Annotated in this window: 10 protein-coding genes, 2 tRNA genes and 1 pseudogene; 5 read left to right on the forward strand and 8 right to left on the reverse strand. The window is 57.6% G+C overall.

The features are described 5' to 3' along the window. The first annotated feature begins 30 nt into the window (after nucleotides 1-30). Nucleotides 31-927 (forward strand): L,D-transpeptidase, encoded by an 897-nt coding sequence (gene ldtA, locus V5P19_RS02465; RefSeq protein ID WP_334399808.1) that lies wholly within the window; start codon nucleotides 31-33, stop codon nucleotides 925-927. A gap of 93 nt (nucleotides 928-1,020) precedes the next feature. Here ldtA and V5P19_RS02470 read toward each other — a convergent pair. Next, nucleotides 1,021-1,096, reverse strand: a tRNA-Asn gene (locus V5P19_RS02470). Nucleotides 1,097-1,420: 324 nt separating this feature from the next. Here V5P19_RS02470 and nac point away from each other — a divergent pair. Both nac and cbl read left to right on the forward strand, forming a co-directional pair. After that, complete coding sequence (nac, locus tag V5P19_RS02475; protein ID WP_334399810.1) at nucleotides 1,421-2,338, forward strand: nitrogen assimilation transcriptional regulator NAC; 918 nt, start codon at nucleotides 1,421-1,423, stop codon at nucleotides 2,336-2,338. Nucleotides 2,339-2,434: 96 nt separating this feature from the next. Next, nucleotides 2,435-3,385: an HTH-type transcriptional regulator Cbl gene (gene cbl, locus V5P19_RS02480; RefSeq protein WP_334399812.1), complete on the forward strand. Its 951-nt coding sequence runs from the start codon at nucleotides 2,435-2,437 to the stop codon at nucleotides 3,383-3,385. A gap of 42 nt (nucleotides 3,386-3,427) precedes the next feature. On the opposite strand, the gene V5P19_RS02485 is transcribed toward cbl, so the two are convergent. Next, the gene (locus V5P19_RS02485; protein ID WP_334401110.1) at nucleotides 3,428-4,036 is read right to left on the reverse strand and encodes a glutathione S-transferase family protein; all 609 of its coding nucleotides are present in this window, start codon (nucleotides 4,034-4,036) and stop codon (nucleotides 3,428-3,430) included. 171 nt (nucleotides 4,037-4,207) lie between these two features. On the opposite strand from V5P19_RS02485, the gene V5P19_RS02490 reads away from it, so the two are divergent. Both V5P19_RS02490 and V5P19_RS02495 read left to right on the forward strand, forming a co-directional pair. Beyond that, nucleotides 4,208-5,107, forward strand: coding sequence for a LysR substrate-binding domain-containing protein (locus tag V5P19_RS02490; protein ID WP_334399815.1), 900 nt, complete (start codon nucleotides 4,208-4,210; stop codon nucleotides 5,105-5,107). Further along, nucleotides 5,077-5,228 (forward strand): annotated as a pseudogene (locus V5P19_RS02495) (transcriptional regulator); the annotation flags it as partial. The gene V5P19_RS02490 and the pseudogene V5P19_RS02495, both read left to right, overlap by 31 nt. 50 nt (nucleotides 5,229-5,278) lie before the next feature. On the opposite strand, the gene V5P19_RS02500 reads toward V5P19_RS02495, so the two are convergent. From V5P19_RS02500 to V5P19_RS02525, 6 genes are all read right to left on the reverse strand, one after another. Next, nucleotides 5,279-5,354: transfer RNA gene (locus V5P19_RS02500), tRNA-Asn, on the reverse strand. Nucleotides 5,355-5,522: 168 nt separating this feature from the next. After that, nucleotides 5,523-7,712, reverse strand: a complete 2,190-nt coding sequence (locus V5P19_RS02505) for a TonB-dependent siderophore receptor (RefSeq protein WP_334399817.1) — start codon at nucleotides 7,710-7,712, stop codon at nucleotides 5,523-5,525. Nucleotides 7,713-7,738: 26 nt separating this feature from the next. Further along, nucleotides 7,739-9,064, reverse strand: a complete 1,326-nt coding sequence (locus V5P19_RS02510) for a SidA/IucD/PvdA family monooxygenase (RefSeq protein ID WP_334399819.1) — start codon at nucleotides 9,062-9,064, stop codon at nucleotides 7,739-7,741. Continuing rightward, complete coding sequence (iucC, locus tag V5P19_RS02515; RefSeq protein ID WP_334399821.1) at nucleotides 9,061-10,803, reverse strand: aerobactin synthase IucC; 1,743 nt, start codon at nucleotides 10,801-10,803, stop codon at nucleotides 9,061-9,063. The genes V5P19_RS02510 and iucC overlap by 4 nt, the downstream gene beginning before the upstream one ends. Beyond that, complete coding sequence (locus V5P19_RS02520) at nucleotides 10,800-11,747, reverse strand: GNAT family N-acetyltransferase (RefSeq protein WP_334399823.1); 948 nt, start codon at nucleotides 11,745-11,747, stop codon at nucleotides 10,800-10,802. Before V5P19_RS02520 ends, iucC begins: the two co-directional genes overlap by 4 nt. Beyond that, on the reverse strand, nucleotides 11,747-13,489 hold the full coding sequence (locus V5P19_RS02525; RefSeq protein WP_334399825.1) for an IucA/IucC family protein: 1,743 nt from the start codon (nucleotides 13,487-13,489) through the stop codon (nucleotides 11,747-11,749). The genes V5P19_RS02520 and V5P19_RS02525 overlap by 1 nt, the downstream gene beginning before the upstream one ends. Between the last annotated feature and the right edge of the window lie 30 nt (nucleotides 13,490-13,519).

The raw sequence follows: 13,519 nt of genomic DNA on the forward strand, positions 1-13,519 counted from the left end.
GCTTTCTCTTTTGCCAGAGCACAGGAAATTATGATTCGACTTGCCTCGTTCGTCCTTACGCTGTGTGCCGTTGTTCCCGGTGCGTTAGCCGTGACCTATCCTTTGCCTCCCGAAGGCAGTCGTCTGGTGGGCGCGCCGATCGCCATTACCGTGCCGGAGGGGAACACCTTGCCGCTTGAAGCCTTTGCTGCGCAGCACGGGCAGGGGTTAAGCAATATGCTGGAAGCCAATCCGGGCGTCGATCCGTTTTTGCCGAAAGCCGGTACGCAGCTTGTCGTTCCGCAGCACATTATTCTCCCGCCAACGGTACGCGAGGGCATCGTCGTGAACGTGGCGGAAATGCGTCTCTACTACTATCCGCCAGGCAGCAATACCGTCGAGGTGTTGCCGATTGGGATTGGTCAGGCAGGGCGCGAAACGCCGCGCAACTGGGTCACTGCCGTTGAACGCAAGCAGGAAGGACCAACCTGGTCACCGACGCCAAACACGCGTCGCGAGTACGCCAAAGAGGGAAAAACGCTGCCCGCCTTTGTGCCTGCCGGGCCGGATAACCCCATGGGCCTGTATGCGATTTACATTGGCAGGCTGTATGCCATTCACGGCACCAACTCTAACTTCGGCATCGGGCTGCGCGTAAGCCAGGGCTGCATTCGCCTGCGTAATAACGATATCAAGTATCTGTTCGATAACGTGTCGGTGGGTACGCGCGTCCAGCTCATCGATCAGCCTGTTAAAACGACGACCGAGCCGGACGGCAGCCGTTGGGTAGAAATTCACGAGCCGCTGTCGCGCAACCGCGCGGAGTTTGAATCAACGAAGAAAGTGCCGCTGCCGATTACGCCAGCCTTACGGGCGCAGCTTGTGAGCGAAGGTGCCGAGCACGAGCTGAAGCGACGCTCCGGGATGCCGGTTAAGATAGGGATTTGACGTGAGGTTAGGCCGTGTAAGGTTTGGTAGCCCCGGCGATTAAACAAACGCAGAAAAGCAAAAAGCCTGCTATAAAAGCAGGCTTTTTAAATTTGGCTCCTCTGACTGGACTCGAACCAGTGACATACGGATTAACAGTCCGCCGTTCTACCGACTGAACTACAGAGGAATCGTGTGAACGGGGCGCATATTATCGACCTCAGCCCTGCTTGTCAAAGGGTGGATTCACGCCTTTCGATCGTTTGCTGACAAAATCAGCAAAGTGGCGATTTTGGCAACGTAATGCACCGTTATGGTGCGGTTATACCCCTTATGGGGCAGATCATAAACTGCTGTTTCGGTAATAAAACGGCCGTCCATGATTAGCTTTCCTTATTTTCAGTCGCTTAGCGAACAAATCAGACCTCTACGAAAAACTGGCACTCATATTGCAAAACCTCTTTCAACAACAATGACAGCCAGTTTTGGCACAGCATTTCGAACAGGGGGCAAAATGAACTTAAGACGACTGAAATACTTCGTTAAAATCGTCGATATCGGCAGCCTGACTCAAGCGGCAGAAGTGCTGCATATCGCTCAGCCCGCGCTGAGCCAGCAGGTGGCTACTCTGGAAGGCGAGATGGATCAACAGCTGCTGATCCGCACCAAACGAGGCGTCACGCCAACCGAAGCAGGCAAAATCTTGTATACCCACGCACGAACCATCCTGCGTCAGTGCGAACAGGCGCAGCTGGCGGTAAATAACGTGGGTCAGACGCTAAGCGGACACGTCTCCATTGGCCTTGCGCCGGGAACCGCAGCATCCTCTATCACCATGCCGCTGCTGCAGGCGGTGCGTGCCGAGCTGCCGGAAGTGCTGGTTTATCTGCACGAGAACAGCGGTTCCGTTCTGAATGACAAACTGCTTAGCGGCCAGCTGGATATGGCGGTACTTTATGACCGCTCCCCGGTTGCCGGGATCACCAGCCAGCCTCTGCTGAAAGAAGATCTCTATCTTGTTGGCACCCGCGATTGCCCGGGGCAGAGCGTCGATCTTACTGCCGTCGCTGAGATGAATCTCTTCCTGCCGCGTGACTACAGCGCCGTGCGGGTGCGCGTGGATGAAGCGTTCTCGCTGCGCCGCCTGACGGCAAAAATCATTGGCGAAATTGATTCCATCTCCACGCTGACGGCGGCCATTGCCAGCGGGATGGGCGTCACCGTGCTGCCTGAATCCGCCGCGCGCGCATTGTGCAGCGCCGCAAATGGCTGGATGGCTCGCATCACTACCCCGTCGATGAGCTTACCGCTGTCGCTGAATATGTCGGCACGCGGATCGCTGTCGCCGCAGGCCCAGGCGGTGAAAGAGATTTTAATGTCACTGGTGAGCAAACCGTCGCTGGAAAACCGCGAGCTGCAGCTCGTGAGCTGATATTCCATAAAAGCATAAGATGCTGGTTTTTATTATTTGTTCTGCAGCCCGGCTGACTCTAACAATAGAGCCATGTCAGATGCGCCGGAGTGAATCGTGAATTTCCAGCAACTTAAAATTATCCGTGAGGCGGCCAGGCGGGACTACAACCTGACCGAAGTCGCCAATATGCTTTATACCTCCCAGTCGGGCGTCAGCCGCCATATTCGCGAGCTGGAAGAAGAACTTGGTATTGAGATTTTCATTCGTCGCGGCAAGCGTTTGCTGGGCATGACGGAGCCGGGCAAAGCGTTGCTGACCATCGCGGAGCGGATCCTCAACGAGGCCAGCAACGTTCGTCGCCTGGCGGATCTCTTTACCAACGACGCGTCCGGCGTACTAACCATCGCCACCACCCATACTCAGGCACGCTACAGCCTGCCGCCCGTAATCAAAGCCTTCCGCGAGCTGTTCCCGGATGTGCGTCTGGAGCTCATTCAGGGCACGCCGCAGGAAATTGAAGTGCTGCTGCAAAACGGTGGAGCAGATATTGGTATCGCCAGCGAACGTCTGAGCAACGACCCGCTGCTGGTGGCCTTCCCGTGGTTCCGCTGGTATCACAGCTTATTACTTCCCGTCGATCATCCGCTGAATCAGGTTTCCCCTCTGACGCTGGAAGACATCGTCAAATGGCCGCTGATTACCTACCGCCAGGGCATAACCGGACGCTCGCGCATTGATGAGGCGTTTAACCGCAAAGGGCTGACGCCGGATGTGGTGCTGAGCGCGCAGGACTCCGATGTGATCAAAACCTATGTCGAATTAGGATTGGGCATAGGCCTGGTGGCGGAACAGTCCAGCGGCGAGCGCGAAGTGGGCGATCTGGTGCGTCTCGATACCCGTCACCTCTTTGATGCCAACACCGTGTGGCTGGGTCTCAAGCGGGGTCAACTGCAGCGTAATTACGTGTGGCGGTTTATTGAGCTCTGCAACGCCGGCCTGTCCGTTGATGAGATTAAACGCCAGGTGATGGAGCCGGAAGAAGTGGCGATTGATTATCAGATTTAAGTGCTGGCAGGCCCGGGGCACTGTGTTAACCGGGCCTGCCATTTAATTGAAAGGATATTTTTTAAAGGCCGCCTGCGCTTCGAATAAGTCTGCAATCGCCTGAATCTTTCTGAAATCCGCCGCGTTGACAACCTGTGGGATCATCGACTGAATAAAGGTCCAGACCACCGTACTGGTGACGGCAACCTGATCGGGAAAGTCGGACACCGGCCGCGCCTCCAGTAACGCATTCCATTCCTTGCAGGCCGCCAGTAACTGGATTGTAATGCGTTCGATCCATGAACCGTGCTGCTTTTCCGCCGGGCGCAGGTTGTGTTCATACACATTTTGTACGGTTTTCTCCGCGGCTGCGAGGATAAAGCCCAGCGTCTGGAGATCGTTTGCCAGCGCCCCCGGCGCTGCGGGCAGTAGTCTCCGTTCAGGGGCTGCCTGGGCCTCAAAATAATTCAGTATCAGCGACGAGTCCATCAGGCGGATTTCATTATCCAGTATTAACGTTGGCGCTTTGACCACAGGGTTTATCCGGGAAAATGCCTCAAATGTGCTAAAGACTGACAGCGGCTGGCTTTCAAACTCAACGCCATACAGCTCAAGGCTAATCGCCACGCGCCGTACATAAGGTGAATCCATCATGCCAATAAGCTTAATCATCATTCCCGTTTCCTGTCTCTTTGAAGTGATACGCTATTGAAGATACTGAACAGACATTACGATACATTCGTCAAAGCGAATATCGTTAATATCTTACCGCCAGGGTTAGTATTACTGACATATCGTCAGGCCACCGTTTTTTAAGATTGCGTCCGAGTCAGGGAGTTCTTGATGTCTGATTTTCCACCTATCGCCAGTCTGCGTAGTTTTGAAGCCGTGGCTCGCCTGGGCAGCGTAACGCTAGCGGCGAACGAGCTCCATGTCACCCATTCCGCCATCAGCCAGCAGATTAAGTTGCTGGAGGAGAGGGTGGGGGTGACGTTGTTTATCCGCCAGGGTCGAGGGGTCCAGATCAACGAAGAAGGGCGGCTTTACGCCTTACAGGTACGCGAGGCGCTGAACCATATCGCGAATGCCACCCGTCTGGTTCAGGTGAAACCCAGGGCGCAGGCGCTGACGCTGGCTATGGTGCCCTCTTTTGGATGTCACTGGTTATTGCCGCGTCTGGAACGGTTTCGGGCGATATATCCTCATATCACACTGCGGATCCTGGGCAGCCTGAACATCACCAGTCTGAAGCAGGAAGGAATAGATATCGCGATACGGATGGGGAGGGGAAATTGGGAAGAGTGCGAAAGCCATTACCTTTTTTCCGATGAGCTGATTGTGGTGGCTGCACCCTCCTATAACGGCGGTGAGTTACCCGCTACCCCGGCAGCGATCGCAAAGAGCCATATTATCTTTTCTATGGAGTCGTGGAAAACGTGGTGTGTAAATGCTGGGCTTGAGAGAGAAATCGTGCCTGGAGGGTTATGTATTAACGACTCCAATATCATCCTTGAGGCGGTCCGGCTCGGTAAAGGTATCGCGCTGGAGCGCCGTTCTCTGGTTCAGGATGCCATCACCCGGGGCGAACTGGTCCAGCTTACCCCTATCACTGCGCCGTATCCCTGGCCCTACTGGCTGGTGACATCTCAGTTAACGGAGGCGAAGCCGGAGGTGGCGCTCTTTGTCGAGTGGCTGGATGAGGAAGTGACGCGCTGGGCATCAGGCAGCCAACCGTCGCGGTAAGGGAAACGCCCGGCCGCGATGTAAAGCTCTCCTCGTTCAAACGTTACGTTGAGGTTGTGAAGGCAAATTGCGGCTCGACGTTGAGCTGCCGGATGGTTCGCACTATGAGTTTGTGCTGTAGGACACAAAAGCAAAAAGCCTGCTTAGTTTCCTGAGCAGGCTTCTTAAATATGGCTCCTCTGACTGGACTCGAACCAGTGACATACGGATTAACAGTCCGCCGTTCTACCGACTGAACTACAGAGGAATCGTGTGAACGGGGCGAATATTATCGACCCGCGTACGCCTTGTCAAAGGGGGAAATTAAACTTTTTGATCGTTTGCTGAAATTGTCAGCAAAGCGCTGATTTTCTAACGCGTTTGCTGTGAAATCATACAGATAAATGCGCCGCCCACGGTCGGGCGGCGCGCAGGATCAGAACAGTACCGAGTAGTTCAGACCAAAGGTACGGCCGCGGCCTTTGTAGGTGTAAAGGCCCGGAGCACCATAGGTTGGGCTATAGAGCCCTGGCGCACGCTGCCCCCAGGTAGTGGTGTAGTCTTTGTCGAGCAGGTTTTCCACGCTGAAGCTCACTTTACCCACCGGCAGGGCGTAGCTGCCCAGGAAATCGATCGTGTTATAGCCATCGATCTTCTTACCGTCGGCATCGGAAACGTCAAAGGTTTGTGTACTCTGCATGCGCAGGGTCCAGTCGCCCGGCGCCCAGTTTACCCATGCGCTGGTTTTTGACGGGCTGGCGCTGTCTACCGTCAGCTTCTCCCATTTACCGTTTTCGCGGGTCTCAGACTTAATGACGTTAAAGTTCGCCCCGGTGCTCCAGTCGCTGTCGGTGAAGAAATAGTCCACCTGACCTTCCACCCCATAGATGCGACGTTTATCGTCTTCCAGGTTGATGGTCATATCCGTTTTGTTAATGGTGATGGTTTTATCCGAGAGCGAATAGTACGCCGCAACCTGCGTGCGCAGGTTATCGCCGGTGTAACGCCAGCCCAGCTCGTAAGCGTTAACCTTAATGCCGTCCAGCGTTGAGTCGTTAACGTTCACGCTGTTCAGCAGACGGTAGTGTCCATCAACAAGCTGGTAGCTGCCGGAACCGTAGTATTTCGCCAGATCCGGAATTTCGAAGCCCTGCGAGAAGTTAAACCACAGCTGCTGCTGTTCGGTCAGGTGGCCAAGGATCCCGGCGTTAAACAGGAAGTTGTTGTAATCGGTTTTACCGCCCGGCACCGCGTCTGCCGAAGTCGCTTTGCCCGTGGCGATGGCCTGCTGCTGGGCGTAACCGACAAAGTCATCCACCTTGTTTTCAGTGTACTGATAGCGCACGCCGCCGCTCAGCGTGATGGCGTCAATGTCGTAACTTGCCTGCAGGAACGGGGCGAGGTTGGTGATGCTGTAACCCGGGTATCGGCCCACGTTGTAGGCGTTGTCCAGCTCCATGCCGCCACTCGCGGCCGCTTTGCTCAGGTCGAAGAACTGCTGGTTGGCGTCGAAGGTTTCATGGTCGGCGTCCACACCCCAGGTCAGCGTCAAATCATCCATTGGCTTGCTGTTCAGCGTCAGCTTGCCGCCATAAAAATCGGTTTTCTGCTGGGAAGCGCCAATGCTGGTCACCGCGCCTTTACTCAGCGTCGGGAACGGGTAGTAGGTCAGGCTCTCATCGCGATAGTAAATCTGCGCGACCAGGTCCTGTCCCCAGAAGTCGGTATTGGAGTACTGCAGGTTAATTAAATGACGCTCTGTTCCTGGGATACGGTCAGAGTCCAGGTTGCCTTTGTTGTACGCTTTGGCATCGCCCGTTACCGCCGAGAAGTTCTCGCCGAGGAACAGGCCGTGCTTGCCGTCGGACTCGCTCTTGTAGTACTGCGCGGTCAGCTGCAGCTGCTGATGCTCGTCAATGTTGATGGTGCCGGTTCCCATCACATCCAGACGGTTGGAATATTGCAGGCCGGTCTGGGTGTTATCAATAATCACCTCGTCGCCGTTGCCGTCATACCAGCCGCCGTAGCGTTGATAAGAGACAGACAGGCGTCCGGACGCGTTATCGTTTCCGCCGCTTACCGCCGCTGCAACGTTCTCATCGTGGTCGTTGTGGCTGTTGAATCCGCTTTTTGCCCCCGTCTGGAACTCCACCTCAGTGTCCGGCTGGCCTTTTTTGGTGACGATGTTCACTAGCCCGCCAGTACTGCCGCCGCCGTAAAGCGAGGTCGCGCCGGAGATCACTTCAATACGGTCAATGTTGAACGGATCGATAGAGTCGAGCTGGCGGCTGTCGCTGCGGGAAGAGTTCAGACGCACGCCGTCCACCATCACCATCATCGAACGGCCGCGCAGATTCATACCGTAGTTGGTGCGACCCTGGCTGCTGACGTCCATGCCCGGGATCAGCTGCGCCAGCACGTCTTTGATCTCTTTTCCACCCTGAACCTGCTGCTCAATTTCAGCACGCTCAATAACCCAGGTGGTCTGCGCCATCTCCGCCACGCTGCGGTGTGCGCGGCTGGCCGAGACCACGATATCTTCTTCCTTTTGTTCTTCCGCCCACGCAGAGGTTGACAGCATGGCAAGCAAGCACGGATTTAAAACCCAAAGATGAGAACGTTTCATTGTTATGTTGATCCTGAATGTGTGTGTCAGTACTCAATGGTCTTTGCTAATGATTTAAAAACCTGGCTGCTATCCGGGCTGGTGGAGCTACGCCAGTGGATAACGCCGGGGGTGGTAGCCAGCTCAAACGGCGTATCATTGTGAGCGCGATTAAGAATTCGCGCTGCACGCCAGGCCATCAGGCTGAGCTGGGGTTCAGCGATACCGAGACGGTGCATCCCGGCATTCACGGCAAACAGGTGGTTACTCTGCGGGCCGTCCCATTCGAGGGTGAAATCGTTGTTGATGCAGAAGGCTTCGTCCGCGTCCAGATGCAGGCGGTCAGACAGCGGAGCCAGGAACGCAGGCTGCACGGTGCGGTAGCCGGTGGCGAAAATGACCACGTCGGACTCCAGCTGCTCGCGGCCCCCGTCAAGATGATGCTGTATGGTCAGGCGCTGGCCTTTTTCCTGTCGCGTCAGTGCCGTGACCGAACGGGACGGCAGAAGGTGCGCCCAGGGCGTTTCGCGCAGCACTTCAAAGCGGTGATACATGGCGCGATAAATCGCCAGCAGCGATTCCGTGGTGATGCCATCCGACGTCATTTTCTGCTCGTGAAGCATCTTTTGACGGGCATCCTCATTAAGGGTCGAGAAGCTGTCCACGTACTCAGGCGTGAAGTACTCGTTGGCAAACGCGGCTTCATCCAGCGCATTGTAGTTATTGCGGCGTGACACCCAGTTCAGGCTGAGCGGTTGGCCCCATTCGCCACGGAAGATATTCAAAAAGAGATCGGCCCCGCTCTGGCCGCCGCCAACAACGGTGACGCGTTTGCCGGTCAGGTCTGGGGTGCGCAGCATCATCTCGCTGGCATGGAAGCTGCTGTCATCCTGGGTGGTCACGCACTCGGGCAGATTGATCTGCTTGCCGATCCCTACACAGACGTGGCGCGCCAGGAAGCGCTCGCGCTGCGTCACCACCTCAAACAGGCCTTGATTCTCATCAAAACTGACCTGCTGCACCTGCTGGCTAAATGACAGGTTGGTGAGATTGCTCGCCGCCCAGCACAGGTAATCGGCAAACTCTTCCCGCGAGACGGTGCGCTGCTCGGTGGTCAGAAAGCGATAGAACTTTTTACGCTGCACCAGATAGTTCAGAAAGCTGTGGCGGTTGGTGGGCTCCACGGCGCTGACCAGATCTTTCAGGAAGCTGGTCTGCATGTGGCAGTCCGGCACCATCATTCCCGGATGCCAGGAAAAGTGCGGTTTGCGCTCAAGGAACAGCGAGCTAAAGCCGTCCAGCCCTTCTGCCAGGGCAGCAATGCTGAGGTTAAATGGGCCTATACCAATGCCGATGAAATCATAGGTTTTCATTGCGCTGACTCCTGGGAGACCAGAAAAAGAGGGTTATTAAGATCGGCGACGTAGTTCGGCAGCATGCGGCTGCCGCCGTCGTGCTCGGAGAAGGTCAGTTTGACCGGGTTGAGGATCACGCGAATTATTTGTGGCTTAAACAGGTCAAACATCGCGAAGCGTTCCGCCAGATCGGGGTGCGCGGCCATATAGCGGCGTAACACCTGCGCCAGGATCTGGTAGAAACGCGTTTCGCTGACGCCGCTTTGCAGGGTGAGACGCGAGATAAAACGCAGCACCGTGACAAAGTTGCCGGTTTGCAGGTCGTGAATAATGTAATCCGCGCTCAGGCGCGCCGTGACGGCCTTCACCTGCTCCGGCAGGCTCTGCGCCTGCGGGAAATCCTCATCCACCAGGCGCATGTCGCCCTGGAAATCTTTCAGCAGGATGCGCTGCGGGACGTAATCCTTCATCACCAGCGTGACGTTCTGGCCGTGGGCAATCAGCGCCACGCCGTAGCGGCACAGCAGGTGATAGAAGGGAATTACCGCCGCATCAAAGAGTGTTGCCAGCCAGGCCTCAGGGGTTAACCCCGAGTGGCCGATCCACGCGTCAATCAGCGGACGTCCCGCGTTGTCGGTTTCCATCAGCGCAGCCATTAGCACGGCCTGTTCGCCCTCCTGCAGGTAACAGGACGGGTTTTCCCGCCAGATCACGCCGAGCATTTCCTGGTAGCGGTAGGGCGCTTTTGGCAGCGCGGCGTAACCCGCGTGCGAAAGATACCCGGCCGCCGGTTCGCCAAGCACCTGCGCGCCGTAGCGAATCAGCGTGGCATCGTTCGCGAACTGCTGCTGCAGCCAGCGCGAGGCCAGCGGCCCGGCGGCAATGTACTTGCCTGGAATGCCGCGATAACAGGAGGTGTTGTAAATCGTCAGCGGCAGCTTGATGTCAAACGGCGCGCGGCGGCTGGCATTGGTGAGCGTGCGCAGAGACTGCTGGGCCAGATACTCATCGCCAAATTCGCCCAGCTCCACCATGTCGCCGCGCGCAAGCTGCGCCAGAAAATGAACGGCAATTTTTTGCTGCCATTGCCACGGGTGTAGCGGGACGGGCAGCCAGGCGTCGTTGAGACCCAGCGCCTGCCAGCGGGCGTCAAAGCGGGCGCGCTCGGCGCTGTCCATGGCGCTGCCTAGCAGGGCGTTGATATCGCAATCGACGTCGCTGTTCCATACCAGATGCTCACGCTGCACGGCAACCCAGTGCAGACGAAAACGTCCGCGGTATTCCGGCGCGTACTGGCGCAGCGCGTCCAGCCCCCAGCCGCGGCGGCCCTTGTTAAAAATAAACTTAGGGTGTCCGCTCATCAGGCACTGCAGTTCGTCGGGGTCAAGATGGATCAGCGCGTCGGCATCCAGCGCTTCACGCGCCTGTAAAAGCTGAATATCGCCCCGCAGCGTGGCGTAGAGATCTTCCATATGCTCAGCCGTTTGCGCGTCGCTCATCTCCAGCACCGTCGCCAGCTGCAGCAGCGCGCTTTCGGCTTCCACGGCAGCCCCGCTGACGGTGGTCAGGCTGTCAGGATCGATATGCAGCCAGCCCCAGATCCCGCGCGTGGCGCGAAACGTCCAGGACTCATCACCCATAGTGATACGCCAGCCGTCTGGCGAAAGCGACTCGGCGCTCAGGGTACGTTCGTATTCCAGCTCGGCGAGGATCTTCGCGACCATCTCGCGGTTCACTTTTTGCCAGAGCGCGTTCACAGTCCCACCTCGCTGAAGAAGCGGTGACGTTCGCTCATGATGAGGCGCGAGCGTTTGTGCGGGAAATCGAACTCTTTCAGCGTGTCAAAACCCGCAGCGGAAAGGTGACGGAACAGGCGCTGATTGTCGAAGCGTGGCTCGGCGACAATGCGCGTCGTACGCGGTTCATCCAGCCACAGGTAGTGGCTCAGGCCGCGCAGCCAGCTGCGGATATACTGCGCGCCGCGCCAGTTTTCTTCGCCCACCAGCATGTGCAGCCCGCGGTCGAACGGCTGCCAGCGATAGTGGCGGCCAATGCGATCCTCCGGGGCCCAGTAAATTTCAAAATAGCCGAACGGCTCGTCGTCGAAGCAGCCAATCAGCGGATAGCAATAGGTCGAATCGAGCTGGCGGCGCAGGTAGTTTTCCTGCTCGGCCTGCGGACCCGCCATCTCCCAGAAGGCGTTGACGCGCGGGGTGTTCATCCAGCGGGTAAAACGCTCCCCATCCTGTTCTACGTCTGCCACGCGGAAACTCAGCGTGCGCTTAATTTGCGGGTCGTACCGGCGATAGGCTTCGCCCTGCGGACGGTGAGGGCGCAGCGGGAAATAAAGCTGACGGCTTTCATCAAACTGCATGCCGCCGCTGGCCTGCTGACGCTTGCCCCGCAGCCACAGCGGGAGCTGCCAGAAGGTGTCGCGCGCCAGATAATCCCCGCAGGCCAGAGCAAACAACGCTTGTGCCTGCGGCTCATCCTGCCAGGCCGCCCAAGGGAGCGTCACGCCGGCGAGCGCGGGAGCGGCGACAAACAGCTGATCCAGCGCCTCGACCAGCCACCCGTCCGGGATATCTTTCAGGCGTTCAAGCACCGCGCTGCCGTCGAGACCTAACGTTAGCGGCAGCGCCATCTCCGTTGCGGTGCAGCGAAAGCCGTAGCCAGAATGGACGATATTCGCGATTGCCATCACGCCTTCTCCTTGTAAAACGGGTTGGTAAAGTCGAAATAGATCACGGCCGGATCGGCGATAGTGTTCTCATTGCGATCGTGCAGGTAGCAGAAGAAGTTGCCTTTGCAGTTCCAGGTTGGGCTGTCCAACACGTAGTCGAGACAGCGGGTTTGCGTTGCCGTCTGGCGCAGTCCGGCCAGCGCGTCGCGCACGCGCGACATCAGATGTTCTTCGCTGTCGAAACCTGCGGCAGCGAGCGCGGCGGTCACCGCGAGGGTGGAGTTCAGCAGCAGATAGTAAGGGAAGTAGCGCAGCAGCTGGCTTTCCCCGAAGCGGTTCTCCACCTCGCTTTCGCCCGCTTCCTGCAGCCACGCATCGGCCCCTTCGGTCCACGCGCTGCCCTGGCAGTCACGGTAGATAAGCCCGACGGGGAAATCCTGCTGCATTTCAACGAGGATATTTTGCTGATGCGCCAGCAGAACCAGACCGTAGTCTGCCTCGGCGCTGAAAAGAGGCAGTAAAACGCGCTCGCAATAGGCGTCCAGCCAGCAGCGGGCAGCCTGAGCAAGCGGTAGCTCCAGACGCTGGCTCAGGCGACGAACCGCCGCCGCCAGCAGGCTATCCCCGCCGTCCGGCGCGGCCTGCGTCAGGCTCACCAGCACGTTGGTCTGGGTGTCGGGTGTGTCAAACAGCAGGTTGACGCGAAGGGCCATCAGGCTCTCGTCCTGAATCGCACCGCTGTCATCACGTAGGCCCGCCCAGCCATCTTCCTGCATCACGCGCATGGTGGGATAGCGCGCCTGTAGTTTCTGCCAGCGCGCGGTTTTTGCCAGCCGCGCCAGACGCATGCCGCGTTTGACCTCCTTCACCGACAGCGTGCGCACGGAGTTCGTCAGGCGCACGCTCAGGGAAAACTTCACCATGTCGCTGTTGGTTTCGCTGTACAGCGAGCGGGAGGAGCTGGTGGGAAGCCACTGCGCGCCCGCTTCGCCCAGATCCTGCAGGGCACCGTTTTCCACCAGACGCTGGCACCAGGGCTGGGTCAGCAGGTATTCCGCCTGCCAGGGATGCATCGGCAGCAGCCAGCGGGTGTCGGTGAAGTGGCCGAGCAGCTCGGGCGCGCTCTGGGCCGCGAAACGCAGCAGGCGTTCACGCAGGGAGACGTTCAAACTCTCCCCGGCAATCTGTTCACGCTCAACGGCGAACCAGCGCAGCGGGAAGCGGGAGGCAAAGTCGGGCAAATATCGACGCGCTTCCGCTTCATTAAAGGGTTCATGCGATTTTGGCGCTGGATGAAACGCATGGCCGACCAGCAGCGCCTGTTCCGCGTCGGCAAACGTCAGCCGCTTGTCGCGCAGGTTTGCCCAGCTGTGGCGCAAGTCGATGGCCTGCCAGGTGTGGGCATGGCTTTCGAGTACGCGCTGCGTGAAGCGAGCCAGCGTATCGGCATCCAGCGTGCCTTTCACTGTGGGTTTTTTGAGAATTAACTCGACCAGCTGAGGGAATGTGACAGTGTCACCGCTGTCGTTGTCGGACTGGATCAGCGTCGCCGGAAAACAATACTGATGGTGCTGAGTCGGTGAAAAGTAATGAACGGGAACCCGGATGGCCTGGGTAGATGAGAGAGGGATATGAATCTGCGATAACTCATCAGCAGCAGTAGCGGGATGGTAGCGCCAGTCCTTCGTTTCGCGCAGCAGCGCGTTTAAAAAACACTGGGCCGCAACGTCTGTACCGGCGGAGCGGGGCAGAGTACGCATAGATGAACCTCATTCCATGACTGATAATAA

This window comes from Enterobacter sp. UNJFSC 003 (assembly GCF_036903355.1).
Lineage (GTDB): Bacteria > Pseudomonadota > Gammaproteobacteria > Enterobacterales > Enterobacteriaceae > Enterobacter.